Source organism: Flavobacterium sp. (assembly GCF_025352425.1).
GTDB lineage: Bacteria > Bacteroidota > Bacteroidia > Flavobacteriales > Flavobacteriaceae > Flavobacterium.
In genome coordinates this window covers 19,863-38,065 of record NZ_JANXTI010000082.1, presented here as the reverse complement: position 1 = coordinate 38,065, position 18,203 = coordinate 19,863, and the positions used below count along the sequence as shown (strand labels likewise).

Sequence of the window (18,203 nt, the reverse complement as noted above, 5' to 3'; positions counted from 1 at the left end):
TTTGCCTTATATACCTCCTTACCTGCACATTCTTTAATTCGCTCTTGATGGAATACTTAGGGGTGAAAAAAGCAAACGTTTGGATTTTATTGGGGTCGCGTATAGAGCAATGGATGTTGCTACTCCTACTCATTGGTTATGCCCTCAAAATAGAAAAACAGGGTTTACTGCTATGGAAAAACCATAATTTCAAAATCCACATCTTTTTAGGGCATGTAGTGTTGCTTTATTTAGCCGTATTGCTGGTGATGATACCTATACAGTTACTTATTTCGGTAAGCGGGCTTAATCGGGTCAGTCCGGTACTATCAAATATAAAATCGATATTGGTAAACCATTCCTCCATGCTTCCCCTAGTTGCCATAACGGCAGGCATTGTAGAGGAATATGTGTTTAGAGGCTACATGCAGCCCCGCTTGGAAGCACTTTTCAAAAGCCCCGTCGCAGGAATGTTAATAAGCTCGGCGTTGTTTGGCGCCATACATTACGGTTTTGGAACCCTCACCAATATGATAGGTCCTTTTGTCATTGGGCTTGTGTTCTCCATTCATTATTGGAAATACAGGAATATTTATGCCCTTATTGCTTGCCATATCCTAATTGATTTGATTGCATTGGGCTTCATGGTCCGGAGTCCTCATTATTAATATTCAATAGTGCATTTTGTAGGAAGTATTAAAACATAATAATTAGCAACAACATTTTCAGCCGTCTCAGTAAACTATTATTATACCAAAAAAGACAGCATTGTCAAGACACTCCCCAATCCTACAATTCGCAAAGGCGTGTCGAATGGGACTACAAAATTGTAAGGTTATAACAACGCTAATATGGTCTGTATTAACAGACATTAAAATTTTGTATGGGTATCCTGTAATTTGTTGGCAAAATTGTAAAACGCTTTTGCTTCGGATAGTTCTAAATTTATACTATCCAATTAACACCTTTCCAATAAATGAAAACAAACAGACTTTCCGAAACACTCACTCAAGCCTTAAACGACCAACTGACAAAGGAAGCACATGCCTCGCAAATCTATCTATCCTACGCCGCCTGGGCAGATAACGAAGGGTATGGTGGCATAGCCAATTTCCTTTTTCGCCACGCCGCTGAAGAGCGGAATCATATGATGAAAGTACTGGAGTATATTTTAAAAAGAGGCGCCAAAGCCAGAGTGATGGCTATTCCACCTCCTGCAGCAGACCCCTCAGGAATACCCCAACTCTTCGAAAAAGTTCTCGAGCACGAAGTTGACAACACCAGTCCCGTGTACAGGATAGTAAAGATGGCGCATACAGAAGAAGACTGGGCTACCTTTAATTTCATGCAGTGGTTTGTAAACGAACAGATTGAAGAGGAAACCCTTGCGTTGGAACTATTGGACAAAATAAAGATTATGGGTGGAGAAAACGCTACGCCTGTTGCGCTTTATGAATTGAATAAGGATTTAGGAAATATGCCCGATGATGCGACATTGGCACAGGATGTTACTACGGATAATCCGTAAGCTATTTAAAAACGCTTTTCCAATTGGCGGCAACCTGCTTTTGCATTTCTTCTATAGTCATACCTTTAAATTCCGCAGCCACCGTATAAACCTCTTCTAAGGTTTCCTCAATCGTATCCGTTTCGAGAAAGAACCTGTCATTCGAAACCCCCTGAAACACTTCCTTAAGTTCCGGGTTTCGCAACAGGTACTTTCCAAAAGAGAGATAAAATCCGTTAATCAATAATTGTCTGGCTACCTGCTCATTCTTTGAAAACCCATGAATAATAATTGGCACCGATATCCCAAGCCGTTTTTTGATTTTGATTAGTTCATCAAAAGCAGCAACCAGATGCAATACTAACGGCTTTTGATAGTTCTCTGCCAAAGCAATCTGCTTTTCAAAAACTTCAATCTGCAATGCCATTGGGATGTTAATGCGCTTGTCTAATCCACATTCACCTAGCGCGAGACATTCATCCATCTTTAGCTTCTGCTCAATAACCTTTAAATCACTTGCCAATCTTTCTTCGCTGATATGCCACGGGTGAATGCCAATAGAATACCGCGGAATGTTGTCATCAAACTCACAGGGGTATTGATTGACCAGTTCTAAAATGGAAGGATTGTTAGTGAATTTGTGCGTATGTAAATTGTAATACTGCATCAGTCATGGAACTTTTTGACACCCGCAAGGATTTCAATCGGCAAATCATTTTCTAGCGGCACAATCGGGCAGGAATATTTGTGGTTATAAGCGCAGTAAGGATTATAGGCTTTATTAAAATCAAGGAGCACTGTTTTCTCTTTTGGAATCCGCATATCAATATAGCGTCCGCCTATGTAACTATCCTTTCCGCAAGTCAAGTCTGAAAAAGGTAGAAAAAGATAATCTGCAAAGCCTTCTTTTTTAATCAGGTCAATATTCTGATACAGGTATAATTTAAATTCTTTTCCGTCAAGATTAAAAATCAATTGACCGTATTTCACATAGTCGGGTGTACGCGTACCAGTAGTTTTCATCTTAAAAACTTTCTCTTCCGGAGTTCGGACGAACTTTGCTTCGACAATAAACTTTTCACTTATTGGATAAAAATCCAATTCTTTGAATGACTTAAAATCTTCTTCGGTTAGCGGACTTTCGTCTTTATCACCATATTCTTTATTGAGTATTTGTTGGTATTCTTTTGAAGATGTTTCTTGAGCTGAAATCGTAACAACATTCATCAATAACAAAAGGAAAAGTATGTTTTTCATCGGACAGTTTTCAACAAAAATAATGTAAAATTTGTTTGATAACTCAAAAACTTAGCAACACAGTAACTCATAAACTTTGTAACTTTGCAACATCAATCAACACTCGAGAGCAACGCTCGAACAGACGAAGTAATCAATGCTCAAAACTGCCTTTCAACGCTATATCAACAACTTCAAGGGATTTTCGCGGGAAATTTGGATACTTACCTTCGTCACTTTTATAAATCGTGCAGGGACAATGGTATTGCCCTTTTTGTCGAAGTATTTGAAAGAAGATTTGCATTTCAGCTATAGCGAAGTAGGCTGGATTATGGTTTGTTTTGGCACCGGTTCTATTATTGGTTCTTGGCTGGGCGGCAAACTCTCGGATAAAATCGGGTTTTATAAAATCATGATTTTCAGTTTGTTTACTACGGGTGTCTTATTGTTTTTTGTTCAGTTTATTACCAGCTTTGTCGGGCTCTGCATTGGTTTCTTTTTGCTGATGATTATTGCCGATATGTTTCGACCGGCCATGTTTGTGTCGATTGGTGCTTATGCCAAACCCGAAAACAGAACGCGGGCGCTTACTTTAGTCCGATTGGCAATCAATCTTGGCTTTGCTGCGGGACCGGCTTTGGGCGGGTTAATAATTATGGGGATTGGCTATAGTGGCTTGTTTTGGGTGGATGGCGCTACGTGTATTATTGCTATTTTAATTTTTTGGATTAAGGTTAAGGAAAAGAAGAAGTCGCCTTTTATTGATAAGAAACATCCCGATGATGTTTTGACACATTCCGTATTTAAGGACAAACCTTTTATGATCTTTCTCTTTACCTGTCTGGCCTCGGGCGTGTTGTTCTTTCAGGTGTTTACAACAATTCCCTTGTATCATAAAGAGCAATTTAATTTAACAGAATTTCAAACCGGATTGCTTTTAACCATGAACGGCCTGCTTATTTTCTTTCTCGAAATGCCGATTGTTAGCTATGTGGAACGGAATAAAATAAGTAAAGTTAAAGTGGTGTCGACAGGCTGTTTCTTAATGGCAATCAGCCTACTCCTTATGCTTCTTAACTCCTGGGCATGGATACTAATTGTCATGATGCTTTTTATGACGGTTGGAGAGATGTTTGCCTTCCCTTTTTCCAATTCGGTGGCGCTAAGTCGGGCACCAAAAGGACATGAAGGACGCTATATGGCTATTTATACTATGAGTTTTAGTCTGGCACATATCTTAAGTTCCAAGGTTGGGATGGAAATAATCGAATATTATGGTTATCAAATGAACTGGTTTGTGATGGGAGCTCTCGGTTTATTGGGAATGGTTTCGGGTATTTGGGTTTTCCGCCTAATTCAGAGAGAACTCAGAATACTATAAGTTAAAATAAATAATAAAAGTAAGTCGTAATTACTTGCTTTTTACTTTTGTATAAAATAGCAATTATGTATAAAATGTTAGCCAAGCTAAATAAGTTTATGTTGCCGAGTTTTACAAGGCAGCAATTGGATTTAAGTAAAGCTAAAAAATGGCAGATGGCTATTATTGGCTGGCGTTATTATGTCACAACACGGTCATTGGAAATTAAGAAATAAAGTTCCCTATTCATTTGTGGATTTAATAGTATTACCTATATTTGCACCCACAAAAAAGGCCTCGTGGCGCAACTGAATAGCGCATCTGATTACGGCTCAGAAGGTTACTGGTTTGAATCCAGTCGAGGTCACGAATGAACTCAAATAATAAAAAACGCCAAGTTCACTTGAGCGTTTTTTTGTTTTTAGTATTGCTTATCCAGTTCGCTAGCGATTGTTTTTCAAAGCGGAAAGTTACTTAATATTTAATGCTTTTTTAAGGCAAGAAAAGAGATTAAGATGTTTTTTTCTTTTTGGTTTCGAGGCTGGCTTTCAGCATACTCATTAAGTCATCGTTCTGTTTGTGAACCACTTTTAGTTTTGGGGCAACTTGTTTTTTGCCTTTCGCTTTGTCCAGGATAATCTTCAGCAGTTTTGCAGTGTACTCGTCTTTATAACTGCTTATATCAAACTTTTCCGTTAGTTGGTCAACCAATTTTTGGGCCATTTCAACTTCTTTGGGTTTAGTTTTGGAAACGGGTGGAAGTTTTAATTCAGAAGTGTCCCGAATCTCTTGTTGCCAACGTATCCTGTTTAATACAATTACATTTTTATATGGCTTTAAAATTGCAAGTCCTTCCTTTGTTCGCAAAACGAAACTTGTAACCGCAACTTTTTTAGAGGTTTGTAATGCATCCCTAAGTAGCGCATAAGCATTAACAGCGGATTTATCAGGTTCCAAATAATAAGGTTGCTCATAATAGATACTGTCAATTTCCTTTTCTTCGGTAAAATTCAGTATGTCGATAGTTTTCGTTTTTTCCGCATCTGCAGCTTCAAAATCGGCGTCCTCAAGGATTACATAGGAATCTTCAATCTTGTATCCTTTGACAATATTGCCAAAAGTTACTTCTTTACCTGTGTTTTCATTTACACGTTTGAATTTTATATGTGCATGGTCACTTTTATCAAGCATGTCCATATCTAATGAACTTTCTTCAACGGCCGAAAACAATTTAACGGGTATATTAATTAATCCAAAACTAATTGAGCCTGTCCATATTGATTTCATCACTAAAAATTTAAATGAGCAATTTCAATTAAGAATATTACAGAAATCACAATTCAGTTTGAACAATTTTTGTCTAATACTGCTATTTTTTTGCAGTATTCTTTTTAGAAGAAATTGTTGTTTTTCCGGTTTTTTTAACTGGAGAACCTTCGTCTTTAGCTGTAGTTTTCACAGTTGCTGATTTTACCGGTTTTTTTGAAGACTCTCCCGCCTTAGCAGTTTTAACATCTTTAGTCTGTTTCGAGGTCTTCACAGTAGATGATGAGTTAGTTTTCCTTACCGTTGGCTTAGCGGTTGTAGATTTGCTTTTAGGCGCTTTTGCAGAAGTTGATTGCTTTACATCAGGCTCATTGTTTGGTTCGTCACCAAATCCTAAAAAATTTTCAATACTTTTAATTAGGTCCATAATAATGATAGTTTTTAAATTATATAGTTAAACGTTCCACAAAGTTTATACTATTCCTATATTTTCATATTATACTTTTTTAAGGATATCTTACATAATTTTATTATAAAGTATTGTTACTTGTCATAAAAATTGGTGGAACTTATACTGTTTATTATCAAGCCGAAAATCATATAACATTGTTGGATAATTATATAACAAATTCCTGTGATTGTATTGCAAATTTGTAAATGATAATCGTTACAAAAGTATAATCAAAGCAGCATGAAAATGAGACATCAAAGCTCTGAGAACCGAAATTCTTTTTTTACCATAGCCATTTTAATTATGCTATTAATAACTTTGTTCTTAGTGAATTCATGCAAAAAAGAGGAAGAGGAAAGCTATGAGACAACAGTAAGTAGTCAGAGTAAAACCCAACCAGAGGAAAATAACAGCAAGGAAATACTTCATTTGGTCATGCACAGACTTTAGATGAGAAAATTAAATAATTTAAATTGCAATACAATGAGCTCAATTCAAAACAATGAGGATGTAAATGACGACGATTTTTTAAGCGGTGACAACGAAAGTAAAGCGTATCCAAACAATCAGAACAATCCAAACGAAGGCTACAATAAGCAGTTATCACCCAAAGGAAATGCCAATATTGGCGGTGATGAAAGCGAGTATGAAACTTCTGTTGGCGACGAAGATTCTTTTAATTATGACACCCCTGAGAATGATGAGACTGGATTAAATGAAAGCACCGATTTTGATTCAGAAGAACAGGAAAAAAGTAACAATGAGACCAGATACAATAGTCCGACGCGTAATGGCTCTCACCGAAATCACTATATGTGATAACCAATAAGTGAAATACTTAAAAACATAATCAGGATTAGTGCTGCAGAGGGCTTCAGTTAGCGCAATGGTTGGGAATTCAATCTGTTCGATGTACAAGATTCAGATTGATGAACAAAAGTGCGATGATAAAAGAACAACTACAGATGATACTCTTTAGAGAGAGATTTAAATAGTTTTCCGAAGCAATAACAACCAGCTCGTATACAGTTGTTGATAACACAATACCACATGTATACTAATTCTCCGGATTAGAAGTGCTTTTGCACAGAAAAACAGTGTAATTCATTTTACACTGTTTTTTTTATATTCTTAATTAATAAAAATGCCCGAAGGTCCATCCATAGTAATTTTAAAGGAAGAAGTGCAGCCGTTTGTCGGCCAAAGAATTATATCCGTTTCCGGGAATAGTAAAATTGGGATTGAACGAATACAAAATCAAACTGTTATTGCATTCAAAACCTGGGGCAAAAATTTCCTTATTTGCTTTGTGGATTTTACTATAAAGATTCATCTACTAATGTTTGGTACATATCGAATTAATGAAAGAAAGGATTCTCCTCCCCGATTGAGTCTGACATTTGAAAACGGCGAACTAAACTTTTATACTTGTTCCGTGAAATTTCTGGAAGGAGATCTTAATCAGCATTATGATTGGACTGAGGATGTGATGAATGAAAATTGGAATCCAAAATCGGCAAAGAAAAAACTGAAAAATATGCCGGACAGAATGATTTGCGATGCTTTATTGGAACAGAACATTTTCTCGGGCGTTGGAAATATTATAAAAAATGAAGTTCTGTTTCGCGTTCATGTTCACCCTGAATCCTTGATTGATAAAATTCCCGCACGTAAGATAAATGAAATCATTAAAGAAGCTGTTGTTTACAGTTTTCAGTTTCTTGAATGGAAAAAGAAATACGAACTCAAGAAACATTGGCTAGCGCATACAAAAAAAACATGTCCACGATGCGATTTACCCTTCACAAAAAAGCATACGGGATTAAAAAGACGCAGAAGCTTTTTCTGTACCAACTGCCAAAAACTATACGAATGAAAAAAGAGGTTCACATAGGTTGTTCCAGTTTTTACACTGCAGCCTGGCGAGATGTTTTTTATCCAAAAGAATTGCCCACCAAAGAATGGTTTGATTACTATTGCAAACATTTCGATACGTTTGAAGTCAATGCGACATTTTACAAATTTCCAACATTAAGGATATTTCAAAACTGGTTCAATAGAACTCCTGATGATTTTTTGCTTTCTGTAAAAGCACCGAAGCTAATAACCCATATAAATAAATTTATTGACTGCGAACGGTTGCTTGATGATTTTTACACACGGGCTCTGGAGGGATTAAAACATAAATTGGCTTCTGTTCTATTCCAATTTCCGCCAAGTTATCATTATAGTCAGGAAAGATTGGAACTCATAATCAGTAAACTCAATTTGTATTATAACAATGTACTGGAGTTTCGCCACGAAAGCTGGTGGATGCCAGAAGTAGAGAACAAATTGGCAGAAAACAACATTACATTATGTAGTGTCAGCCACCCAAATTTGCCGGAAACTATTTTTATGGCTTCCTCACAAACATACTTCAGACTTCACGGGAGACCAAGTATGTTCTACTCAGATTACGGCACAGTAGATTTGGAAAAGTTTAAAGATTTAATTTTAAATAATAATTCAGTAAAGAAAGTTTTCGTTTATTTTAATAACACAGCAAGCATTTCGGGAATCTTAAACGCAGTTGAAATGAAGAAACTATTTTAGTTTTTTTAAATCGAAACTGAAAACTTCAAGCATTTAAATGTTATTAATACATTCAAAAAAACGTTAGTTTTACCCTTTTAAAAATTATTATGTCATCAGATTATATACTTGACGAAAAATTTGACGATATCTTCTTTCTCGAAGCAGATATTAAATACAAAGAATATGAAAATTGTAAGTTTCACAACTGTGACTTTACAGATTGTACTTTTCAAACGGTGACTTTTGTAGATTGTAATTTTTTTGATTGCAATTTTAACGACACCAAAATCAATTATGTATCCTTACGCGGTGTGCAGTTTACGGCATGTAATTTTACCAATGTCAACTTTGCCATGACAGATCAGGTAATTTATGAGTTTAACTTCAAAGACTGTTTGCTGGATTATGCAAAATTCTATGCATTGAAACTAAAGAAAATGCAGTTCATTAATTGCAGCCTGATTTCGGCGGATTTCATGGCAAGCGATTTAACTGAAGTTGTTTTTGATAATTGCAATTTGAGAAGAGCTGTTTTCATTGACACTATTGCCAACAAAGCGGATTTCTATACAAGCTATGATTACACTATCGACCCTGAAAAAAACAAGCTAAAGAAGGCAGTTTTCTCAACCGACGGTTTAAAAGGTCTTTTGGAAAAGTATGATTTGGTTATAAAGTAATTTACTTTGTAAAAACACGGTTTTCCTGTTCAATCACTCTGATAAAAGTAGTGCGTTTGGTGAGTTCTTTAAGTTTAGAAGCCCCAACATAAGTACACGTACTTCTAATTCCGCCTAAAATATCCTGCAATGTTCCGATTACATCGCCTTTGAATGGCACTTGAACCGTTTTTCCTTCACTGGCGCGATATTCGGCAACGCCTCCAACGTGTTTTTTCATTGCCGTTTCGGAACTCATTCCATAGAATTGTTTGAATTTTTCACCGTCAATTTCCAACATTTTTCCACCGCTTTCGGTATGGCCGGCTAACATTCCGCCGAGCATTACAAAATCGGAACCTGCACCAAAAGCCTTGGCTACATCGCCCGGAGTTGCACAGCCACCATCACTGATAATATGTCCGCCAAGTCCGTGAGCGGCATCGGCACATTCAATAATTGCAGAAAGCTGCGGATAACCAACACCTGTCTTTACTCTTGTAGTACAAACTGAACCTGGTCCAATACCCACTTTTATAATATCGGCACCTTCTAAAAGCAATTCTTCTACCATTTCCCCGGTAACTACATTTCCGGCGATTATTACCTTGTCCGGATATTGTTTTCGCGCCTGACGCAAAAAGTCAACAAAGTGCTCCGAATATCCATTGGCAACATCAATGCAGATAAATTTTAGTTGTGGATTGTGTTCAAATATTTCTGCTATCTTTTTGAAATCATTTTTTCCTGTTCCGGTGCTGACGGCAATATAATTGGAGATATCGCTTGGAGCAGATTTGATAAAATCATTCCATTGTTGAACCGTATAATGTTTGTGGATTGCAGTAAAGAGTTTTTCTTTGGCTAAAGCCAATGCCATTTCGAAAGTACCAACAGTATCCATATTGGCGGCCATAATTGGGATTCCTGTCCACGTAACCGTACTGTGCATGAATTTGAATTCCCGTTCCAGAGCAACCTGTGCCCTACTGTTTAACGTAGAACGTTTCGGGCGAATCATTACATCCTTAAATCCTAGTTTTATATCGGTTTCGATTCTCATTTTGGTAAAATTCTGGTGAATTCAAATATAGAATTTAGAGGATAGAAATCGAACCTAATTCCTAAAAAGTAATCAGTAATTTATCAACATGCAAAATATTTTAGCCTTAAAAACATTTTGTCCGCTAATATTAGAAAACATTTTGTCGAAGCCTTGTCGAGAACTTATCGAAGCCTTGTCGAGAACTTGTTGAAGCCTTACCAAAAATTAATAGTGCAATAAATACAGTATACCATTACCCGTGAATGGTTTCCTTGTTTCCGTAATTAGCAATTACTTGAGCTTCGAAGGCAATCCATTCGCGCCAACGTTTTTCAACATCAATTCCTTTTCCATATTTTCTGGCGTATGTGATAAAAGTAGTATAATGACCGGCTTCGCTTTCCATTAATTCCCTGTAGAATTTTGATAGTTCTTCGTCCTGTATGTTTTCTGAAAGTACTTTAAAACGTTCACAACTTCGGGCTTCAATCATTGCCGAAAACAGTAATCGTTCCACCAATCCCGAAACTCGGCTTCCGTTATTGTTTCGTTTCATATATTGCGCAAGTTCATTTACATAATCGTCTTTGCGCTCACGACCAAGCTTTAAACCGCGTTTTTTTATAATATCATGTACTTGTTCAAAATGATCCAGTTCTTCTTTGGCCAAAGCCAATAAATCGGTAACCAAATCTTCGTGTTCGGAGTTATTTGTGATAATAGTTATCGCATTGGTGGCTGCTTTTTGTTCGCACCAGGCATGATCAGTCAGGATTTCTTCAATGTTTGTTTCAACAATGTTTACCCATCTTGGGTCTGTCGGCAACTCTAATCGTAGTACTCCCATTTTATTATTTATTAAAAAAACCTTCAAAATAGCTTCTGAAGGTTTTTAGTGTTTTTATTTTATAAATCTAGTAAACAAAAATGGCTCTTTCGCTCATCATGTCGTTTACTTCATCGGCCATTTCTTCTAATAATTCATCATTTGCAGTATTTGTAATCGCTCTGTCGATTAAATCAACAATAGCTTCCATATCACTTTCTATCATTCCTCGTGTTGTGATTGCAGGAGTTCCTACACGGATTCCGGAAGTTACAAATGGCGATTTATCATCAAACGGAACCATATTTTTATTCACTGTTATTTCGGCTTTACCTAATGCAATTTCGGCATCTTTACCAGAAATTCCTTTGTTACGCAAATCAATCAGCATCATGTGATTGTCTGTTCCGCCAGAGATAATATTGTATCCTCTTTTTACGAAAGCCGCCGCCATAGCCTTGGCATTTTTTTGGACCTGCATTGCGTAAGTAAAAAACTCATCTGATAAAGCTTCTCCAAAAGCAACTGCTTTCGCCGCGATAATATGTTCTAACGGACCACCTTGATTCCCCGGAAATACCGACATATCCAAAACATGTGACATCATTCTAATTTCTCCTTTTGGTGTTTTTAAACCCCATGGATTTTCAAAATCTTTCCCCATCATAATAATTCCGCCTCTTGGTCCACGCAATGTTTTGTGAGTAGTAGTGGTAACAATATGGCAATGTGGAATTGGGTCATTCATCAAACCTTTAGCGATCAACCCTGCAGGATGCGAAATATCGGCCAATAAAAGTGCACCAACGCTATCTGCAATTTCACGGAAACGTTTAAAATCCATATCGCGTGAATAGGCGGATGCGCCTGCGATAATCATTTTTGGCATTTCCCTTGTTGCCACTTCCTGAATTTTATCATAATTCAATACACCCGTTTCCTGATCAACACCATAAAAAACCGGAGAATATAATTTACCGGAGAAATTTACCGGAGAACCGTGAGTTAAATGTCCGCCATGTGATAAATCAAATCCAAGAATCTTATCACCAGGTTTCAGACAAGCGGCATAAACTGCAGTATTAGCCTGTGAACCGGAATGTGGTTGCACGTTTACATAATCAGCACCAAAAAGTTCTTTAGCTCGGTCGATGGCAATTTGCTCAATAACATCTACTACTTCGCATCCACCATAATATCTTTTTCCGGGATAACCTTCGGCATATTTATTTGTAAGTACTGAACCTGCGGCTTCCATCACCTGATCACTCACAAAGTTCTCAGAGGCAATAAGTTCAATTCCGTGTATTTGTCTGTCTTGTTCCTCAAGGATAAGGTCAAAAATTTGTTTGTCGCGTTGCATTTGAAAATATTTCGTTTAATTGTGTTCAAAATTACAAAAATCGTTTGGTAAATTAATAGTAAATGATATATTTGATTACTAATTTTTCAACAACTAATTCAACGCGAAATGCCTATAAATACAAATAATCCTAATCGGAAATCCTGGCTTACTGTTCCCAAAAACAGCGACTTCCCAATTCAGAATATTCCTTTTGGCGTTTTCCTAACCAAGGAAGATGTAATCACCATAGGAACCCGAATTGGTGATTATGCTATCGATTTGGGAGCTTTACAACAATTAAACTATTTCGAGGGAATTGAATTAACCGATGACATGTTCATGCAGGATACTTTGAACGATTTTATATCCGATGGAAAAAAAACCTGGCGTTTAGTCCGCAATAGGATTAGTGATATTTTTGAACAGAATAATGCTGCGCTTCGGGACAATCAGGAACACCGTGATATTGTTATATTCAAAATGGAAGATGTAGAAATGCAGCTTCCGGTATTGATTGGTGATTATACTGATTTTTATTCAAGCAAAGAACACGCAACGAATGTAGGTAAAATGTTTCGCGATCCTGAAAACGCTTTATTGCCAAACTGGCTTCATTTGCCTGTGGCTTATCATGGAAGAAGCTCTACGATTGTACCTTCCGGGATTCCGGTGCATCGCCCAATGGGACAGACATTACCAAATGGTGAAAACACTCCGGTTTTTGGTCCGTCACGAATGATAGATTTCGAATTGGAAACGGCTTTTATCACGACCGATGCCAATGTAATGGGAGAAAACATTCCCATAAACGAGGCCGAAGACTATATTTTCGGAATGGTTTTATTGAATGACTGGAGTGCGCGTGATATTCAGAAATGGGAATATGTGCCGCTCGGACCTTTCTTAGCCAAGAACTTCGCTTCATCAATTTCTCCATGGATAGTAACTATGGATGCTTTGGAACCTTTCAGGGCTAAAGGCCCAAAACAGGAACCTACACCGCTTCCCTATCTTCAGCAAAAAGGTAAAAATGCTTTTGATATCAACTTAGAGATATATATACAACCCGAAAATGTAGAGGCTACTTTGGTTTCAAAATCCAACTTTAAATATATGTATTGGTCAATGTCACAACAGCTGACGCACCACACGTCAAATGGCTGCCGAATAAATTCGGGTGACATGATGGGTTCCGGAACAATTTCAGGACCAACTCCCGATAGCTTTGGCTCCATGCTCGAACTAAGTTGGGGCGGAAAAAATCCAATCAAAATGAACGATGGAACTGATAGAAAATTTATCAACGATAATGACACGGTAACCATGAAAGGCTATTGCGAAAATAGGTCGGTGCGAATTGGTTTTGGTGAAGTTTCAAGCAAATTATTGCCGCCATTCGTTAGAAAATAAATATAAACTAAAATTCAACCGCAAATTCGAAAATTAAAATATAAGTTTAAAAAAATTGCGGATTTGCGGTAAATATTATAATAAATTACAATGAAAAATACAGCGTTAACACACATTCACGAAAGTTTAGGAGCGAAAATGGTTCCCTTTGCAGGATACAATATGCCGGTTCAATATGAAGGAGTAAATGCCGAACACGAAATTGTTAGAAATGGCGTGGGCGTTTTTGATGTTTCACATATGGGTGAGTTTTTACTTTCGGGTGAAAATGCCTTGGCTTTAATCCAAAAGGTAACATCCAATGATGCTTCTGTTTTGGAAATTGGTCGTGCTCAATATTCCTGTTTGCCAAATAACGATGGGGGAATCGTAGATGATTTAATCGTTTACCGTATGAAAGAAAATCAATATTTGTTGGTGGTAAACGCTTCCAATATTGACAAAGACTGGAACTGGATTTCGTCACATAATGATTTAGGCGTTGAAATGCGGAACATTTCAGAAGACTATTCTTTGTTAGCGATTCAGGGACCGAAAGCTGTTGAAGCTATGCAATCATTGACTTCTATCGACTTATCATCCATAAAATATTACCATTTTGAAGTTGCCGATTTTGCGGGAATTGAACACGTGATTATTTCGGCTACCGGTTATACTGGTTCAGGTGGATTTGAAATCTATTGCAAAAACTCCGATGTAGAGCAGGTTTGGAATAAAGTTTTCGAGGCCGGAAAAGCATTCGGAATAAAACCGGTTGGTTTAGCAGCACGTGACACTTTACGATTGGAAATGGGATTCTGTCTTTATGGAAATGATATTACTGATACTACTTCACCTTTAGAAGCAGGATTGGGTTGGATTACCAAATTCACTAAGGATTTTACCAACTCTGAAAATCTGAAAAAACAAAAAGAGGCAGGTGTTACCAGAAAACTTATTGGTTTCGAGTTAACCGAAAGAGGAATTCCACGTCACGATTATGAAATTGTAGATGCCGATGGAAATAACATTGGTATTGTCACCTCAGGAACAATGGCACCATCTTTGGGTAAAGGAATCGGAATGGGTTATGTAAAAACCGAATTCTCGGCAGTTGATAGTGACATTTTTATTCAAATTCGCAACAACAAAGTCGCCGCAAAAGTGGTAAAAATGCCTTTCTACAAAAAATAATCGTGAGTGAAAAATTTGTTTCAATTAGTAATCTTATTTCCTCTTTTGTCTTTAAGCCAAAAAGAGAAAAACCCATGTGAAACTTTATCAAGCATCAACGCCTTAATTCAGGAAAATCATTATCGTCCAAAACCAATCGACGATAGTTTATCCGTTTATGCTTTCAAAACCTTTTTAAGTCGGTTGGATGAGGAAAACAGGCTATTTATTGCACCTGAAATCACCGAGTTAAAAAAGCATGAATACGAAATTGATGATTACATAAATACCCATAATTGCTCTTTTCTTCATGATTTTTATTCCACATATTCTAAATCTGTTTCACGCTATTCTGCTATTATTACGGAATTGAAAGTCTCCAACTTTCAATTTTCAAGTGAAGAAAAAGTGGTGTTCTCCAAAAAGGCATTTCCTTATGCCGCCGATGAAACAGAGTTAAAGCGCATGTACAGAAAGCGAATTCTATTCAATGTTTTGCGAGATATAGCCGAGTTAAGTACGAACAAAGATTCGTTGGTTTCCAATTTTGACGCACTTGCCATTTCAAATAAACTTAAGGTTTTCGACCGATTTGAATGCAAAACAGAAAGCTACCAAATGTCGGAAGATGAATTTAATGCTATATTTTACTCTGTCTTTTGCTCCTACTTTGATCCACATACCGAATATTTTTCAGAAAATAATAAATCAGAATTTTTCTCAACAGTTAGTTCCGACAATCTGACTTTTGGACTCTATGTTTCAATGTCTGATAAAGATGAAATAACTATTGACGGTATTATGCCGGGAAGTTCAGCCCATTTTAGTAATAAAATAGATGTTGGTGACCAGTTGCTAAAAATCCAGTATAAAGATGAAGCCTATGAAATTGCCTGTGCTTCGATGAAAAAGATTGATGAAATTATCACTTCAAAAAAATATACAAAGGCAACTTTTACTTTTAGAAAAAAAAGCGGCGAAATATATAGTGTCCGACTGGTAAAAAAAGTACTGAAAGATTACCAAAACAATGTCTTTAGTTTCAAACTGAGAACAGATAATTCCACCTTTGGTTATATCAAAATCCCTAGTTTTTATTCCACTTTTGAAAATGGAAAGTCAAGTATTACAAGTGATGTAGTCAAAGAATTAGATAAATTACAAGAAGATAAAATCGATGGACTAATCATTGACATTGAGAATAATGGTGGCGGTTCAATGGAAGAAGCTGTTCAGCTTTCGAGTTTGTTTATAAACGATGGTCCGTTGGCAATTATGAATAATAATAAGAACGATAAGCAAATTATCGGAGATTCCATTCTTGGCACTATTTACAATGGTCCGATGGTGATTATGATTAACGGATTTTCAGCTTCTGCAAGCGAATTTTTCGCCAACGCGATGCAGGATTACAATCGGGCAATTATTGTCGGAAATAAATCTTTGGGGAAAGCCACGATGCAGCGAATACTTCCTTTAAATTTATATAACGACCAGTTTCTGAAACTGACTCTTGAAAAATTTTATCGGATAACCGGAAAAAGCAATCAATACAATGGCATTAAACCAGATGTTGAAATTCCACTGTTATTCGACAAGCAAATGCCAAGGGAAAATAGCGAGGCAACAGCACTTAAAAATGACGAAATCGGCGGGGTTTTTAATTACAATTACATCAGAAACCCTATTTATGCCGATGCGATTGCAGCCAGTAAAAAAAGAATAGCCGAAAGCATTGACGCGATTGAAATAGAAAACTTAAATACCAAAATCACTCCTTTATATGAAGCTGATTTGCCACCTGTGGTTTTACAGTTTACTTATGTTTTTGATGACGTAAATCGAGTTAATTCACTTTGGAAAGAAATAAAAAAGGAAACGGAAAAAGTATATCCAATAACTGTAGAGCTAAATATAGCCGATGATAAAAATCAGAAAAAGGATGATTTCATGAAAACCAATACTACGGAAAGAATAAAAAATATTCACCAAAACTTTCATATTCTCGAAGCGACTCATATTTTGTATGATATAAATAATTTAAAACCCTAAAGCGGTAATCTTAGCTGATGAATTATTTATCATTTGCAATAACCGAATAATACCTTATTTTTGCACCTCAATTTAGCATTAAAAAATAGTCGCAGCAATGGGAAGAGCATTTGAATTTAGAAAAGGACGAAAAATGAAACGTTGGTCAGCCATGGCTAAAGCGTTTACACGTATAGGAAAAGATATTGTAATGGCCGTGAAAGAAGGCGGTCCAAACCCTGAAGCCAACTCTCGTCTGCGTGCTGTTATCCAGAATGCAAAATCGGCAAACATGCCGAAAGAAAATGTTGAACGAGCGATTAAGAAAGCAACTGATAAAGATACTGCGAACTACAAAGAACAACTTTTTGAAGGCTATGCACCACACGGAATTGCGCTTTTAATTGAAACCGCGACTGATAATAACAACAGAACGGTTGCCAACATCAGAAGTTATTTCAACAAATGCAACGGTACAATGGGAACACAGGGTTCGGTGGAATTTATGTTTGACCATACCTGTAATTTTCGTATACCGAATAACAACGTTGATATTGAAGAATTAGAATTGGAATTTATTGATTTTGGTGCCGAAGAAATCTTTGCTGATGAAGACGGAATATTAATCTATGCGCCTTTCGGAAGTTTTGGAGCAATTCAAAAAGAACTGGAAAGCCGTGGCATTGAAATCTTATCTTCAGGTTTTGAAAGAATTCCACAGCTTACCAAAAAACTAACCGAAGCTGAAATGGCCGACGTAGAAAAGCTAATCGATAAAATTGAAGAGGATGATGACGTGATGAATGTGTATCATACGATGGAGGAATAGAAATTAGCAATTAGTCATAGAAAACTTCGGGTGATGCTCGGAGTTTTTATTTTTCGTATCTTAGCTAATATAAAATCTAAAGCTATGAAATATCTAATTTATACAGCGGCACTACTTTTAACAACAGCCTCACTTACCGCACAGGAAATCAAACTAAAGGATGATGTTGTTTATTCCAGTGATAAACCTGCTTTCAGCTTTGCCAAAAAATCACTGAACAATGAGTTGTATGTTTACAAACTCAACACCAAAGAAGAAGTGCTCAACATGATTGTTGACAACAATAACACAGAAAGCAAGGTTGACGACGGAAAGAAAATAGTTTTTGCCAAACAAAATACAACTATCCAATCCAAAACCTTCCGCAACCGAAAATGGGATTTCCTGATTGCTTTACTGCTTGAAGAAAAAGTAATTGACCTGAAAGGCGATATCAATCTAGACAACCTAAAACGGTTTAAGGCAAAATATGATGACAACGACGTTAGCAAAACGATGAGATAAAAGAAAACCTCCGAAATTATCGGAGG

20 protein-coding genes and 1 tRNA gene are annotated in these 18,203 nt (G+C 36.7%); 14 read left to right on the top strand and 7 right to left on the bottom strand.

Annotated features, from left to right (window positions below):
- Window positions 1–47 precede the first annotated feature (47 nt).
- Window positions 48–647, top strand: coding sequence for a CPBP family intramembrane glutamic endopeptidase (locus Q0Q99_RS10675; protein WP_293895533.1), 600 nt, complete (start codon window positions 48–50; stop codon window positions 645–647).
- Window positions 648–955: 308 nt separating this feature from the next.
- Window positions 956–1,507 (top strand): ferritin, encoded by a 552-nt coding sequence (locus Q0Q99_RS10670; RefSeq protein ID WP_293895530.1) that lies wholly within the window; start codon window positions 956–958, stop codon window positions 1,505–1,507.
- A gap of 1 nt (window position 1,508) precedes the next feature.
- Here the strand turns inward: Q0Q99_RS10670 and Q0Q99_RS10665 are convergent, their stop codons facing one another.
- Both Q0Q99_RS10665 and Q0Q99_RS10660 read right to left on the bottom strand, forming a co-directional pair.
- Entirely contained in the window at window positions 1,509–2,153 is a 645-nt protein-coding gene (locus Q0Q99_RS10665; protein WP_293895527.1) for a TatD family hydrolase, read from the bottom strand.
- A complete protein-coding gene (locus Q0Q99_RS10660) occupies window positions 2,153–2,743 on the bottom strand; it encodes a DUF1684 domain-containing protein (protein WP_293895524.1) in 591 nt (196 codons plus the stop codon). The genes Q0Q99_RS10665 and Q0Q99_RS10660 overlap by 1 nt, the downstream gene beginning before the upstream one ends.
- Window positions 2,744–2,879: 136 nt before the next feature.
- On the opposite strand from Q0Q99_RS10660, the gene Q0Q99_RS10655 reads away from it, so the two are divergent.
- The 3 genes from Q0Q99_RS10655 (at window position 2,880) to Q0Q99_RS10645 (ending at window position 4,449) form a co-directional block, all read left to right on the top strand.
- Window positions 2,880–4,103, top strand: a complete 1,224-nt coding sequence (locus Q0Q99_RS10655; RefSeq protein ID WP_293895521.1) for an MFS transporter — start codon at window positions 2,880–2,882, stop codon at window positions 4,101–4,103.
- 65 nt (window positions 4,104–4,168) lie between these two features.
- Window positions 4,169–4,318 carry an SsrA-binding protein gene (locus tag Q0Q99_RS10650; protein ID WP_293895518.1) on the top strand — a complete coding sequence of 50 codons (150 nt, stop codon included), beginning with the start codon at window positions 4,169–4,171 and terminating at the stop codon, window positions 4,316–4,318.
- A 57-nt stretch (window positions 4,319–4,375) separates the two neighbouring features.
- Window positions 4,376–4,449: transfer RNA gene (locus Q0Q99_RS10645), tRNA-Arg, on the top strand.
- A gap of 143 nt (window positions 4,450–4,592) precedes the next feature.
- On the opposite strand, the gene Q0Q99_RS10640 is transcribed toward Q0Q99_RS10645, so the two are convergent.
- Window positions 4,593–5,369, bottom strand: a complete 777-nt coding sequence (locus tag Q0Q99_RS10640; protein WP_293895515.1) for a Ku protein — start codon at window positions 5,367–5,369, stop codon at window positions 4,593–4,595.
- 82 nt (window positions 5,370–5,451) lie between these two features.
- The gene (locus Q0Q99_RS10635) at window positions 5,452–5,775 is read right to left on the bottom strand and encodes a hypothetical protein (protein WP_293895513.1); all 324 of its coding nucleotides are present in this window, start codon (window positions 5,773–5,775) and stop codon (window positions 5,452–5,454) included.
- Window positions 5,776–6,282: 507 nt separating this feature from the next.
- Here Q0Q99_RS10635 and Q0Q99_RS10630 point away from each other — a divergent pair.
- From Q0Q99_RS10630 to Q0Q99_RS10615, 4 genes are all read left to right on the top strand, one after another.
- Window positions 6,283–6,618: a hypothetical protein gene (locus Q0Q99_RS10630; protein WP_293895510.1), complete on the top strand. Its 336-nt coding sequence runs from the start codon at window positions 6,283–6,285 to the stop codon at window positions 6,616–6,618.
- 325 nt (window positions 6,619–6,943) lie between these two features.
- On the top strand, window positions 6,944–7,675 hold the full coding sequence (locus Q0Q99_RS10625) for a DNA-formamidopyrimidine glycosylase family protein (RefSeq protein WP_293895507.1): 732 nt from the start codon (window positions 6,944–6,946) through the stop codon (window positions 7,673–7,675).
- Entirely contained in the window at window positions 7,672–8,394 is a 723-nt protein-coding gene (locus Q0Q99_RS10620) for a DUF72 domain-containing protein (protein ID WP_293895504.1), read from the top strand. The genes Q0Q99_RS10625 and Q0Q99_RS10620 overlap by 4 nt, the downstream gene beginning before the upstream one ends.
- Before the next feature lie 89 nt (window positions 8,395–8,483).
- On the top strand, window positions 8,484–9,056 hold the full coding sequence (locus Q0Q99_RS10615) for a pentapeptide repeat-containing protein (RefSeq protein ID WP_293895501.1): 573 nt from the start codon (window positions 8,484–8,486) through the stop codon (window positions 9,054–9,056).
- Between the two features lies 1 nt (window position 9,057).
- Here the strand turns inward: Q0Q99_RS10615 and Q0Q99_RS10610 are convergent, their stop codons facing one another.
- From Q0Q99_RS10610 to glyA, 3 genes are all read right to left on the bottom strand, one after another.
- Window positions 9,058–10,098, bottom strand: coding sequence for a GMP reductase (locus tag Q0Q99_RS10610; RefSeq protein ID WP_293895498.1), 1,041 nt, complete (start codon window positions 10,096–10,098; stop codon window positions 9,058–9,060).
- 235 nt (window positions 10,099–10,333) lie between these two features.
- Complete coding sequence (locus Q0Q99_RS10605) at window positions 10,334–10,927, bottom strand: tRNA-(ms[2]io[6]A)-hydroxylase (protein ID WP_293895495.1); 594 nt, start codon at window positions 10,925–10,927, stop codon at window positions 10,334–10,336.
- 67 nt (window positions 10,928–10,994) lie between these two features.
- On the bottom strand, window positions 10,995–12,269 hold the full coding sequence (glyA, locus tag Q0Q99_RS10600) for a serine hydroxymethyltransferase (RefSeq protein ID WP_293895492.1): 1,275 nt from the start codon (window positions 12,267–12,269) through the stop codon (window positions 10,995–10,997).
- A gap of 108 nt (window positions 12,270–12,377) precedes the next feature.
- On the opposite strand from glyA, the gene fahA reads away from it, so the two are divergent.
- From fahA to Q0Q99_RS10575, 5 genes are all read left to right on the top strand, one after another.
- Window positions 12,378–13,661, top strand: coding sequence for a fumarylacetoacetase (gene fahA / locus Q0Q99_RS10595; RefSeq protein ID WP_293895490.1), 1,284 nt, complete (start codon window positions 12,378–12,380; stop codon window positions 13,659–13,661).
- Between the two features lie 90 nt (window positions 13,662–13,751).
- Entirely contained in the window at window positions 13,752–14,834 is a 1,083-nt protein-coding gene (gene gcvT / locus Q0Q99_RS10590) for a glycine cleavage system aminomethyltransferase GcvT (protein WP_293895487.1), read from the top strand.
- A 6-nt stretch (window positions 14,835–14,840) separates the two neighbouring features.
- Window positions 14,841–16,865 (top strand): S41 family peptidase, encoded by a 2,025-nt coding sequence (locus Q0Q99_RS10585; RefSeq protein ID WP_293895485.1) that lies wholly within the window; start codon window positions 14,841–14,843, stop codon window positions 16,863–16,865.
- Window positions 16,866–16,962: 97 nt separating this feature from the next.
- Complete coding sequence (locus tag Q0Q99_RS10580) at window positions 16,963–17,673, top strand: YebC/PmpR family DNA-binding transcriptional regulator (protein WP_293895482.1); 711 nt, start codon at window positions 16,963–16,965, stop codon at window positions 17,671–17,673.
- An 84-nt stretch (window positions 17,674–17,757) separates the two neighbouring features.
- The gene (locus Q0Q99_RS10575) at window positions 17,758–18,177 is read left to right on the top strand and encodes a hypothetical protein (protein WP_293895480.1); all 420 of its coding nucleotides are present in this window, start codon (window positions 17,758–17,760) and stop codon (window positions 18,175–18,177) included.
- The last annotated feature ends 26 nt before the right edge of the window (window positions 18,178–18,203 follow it).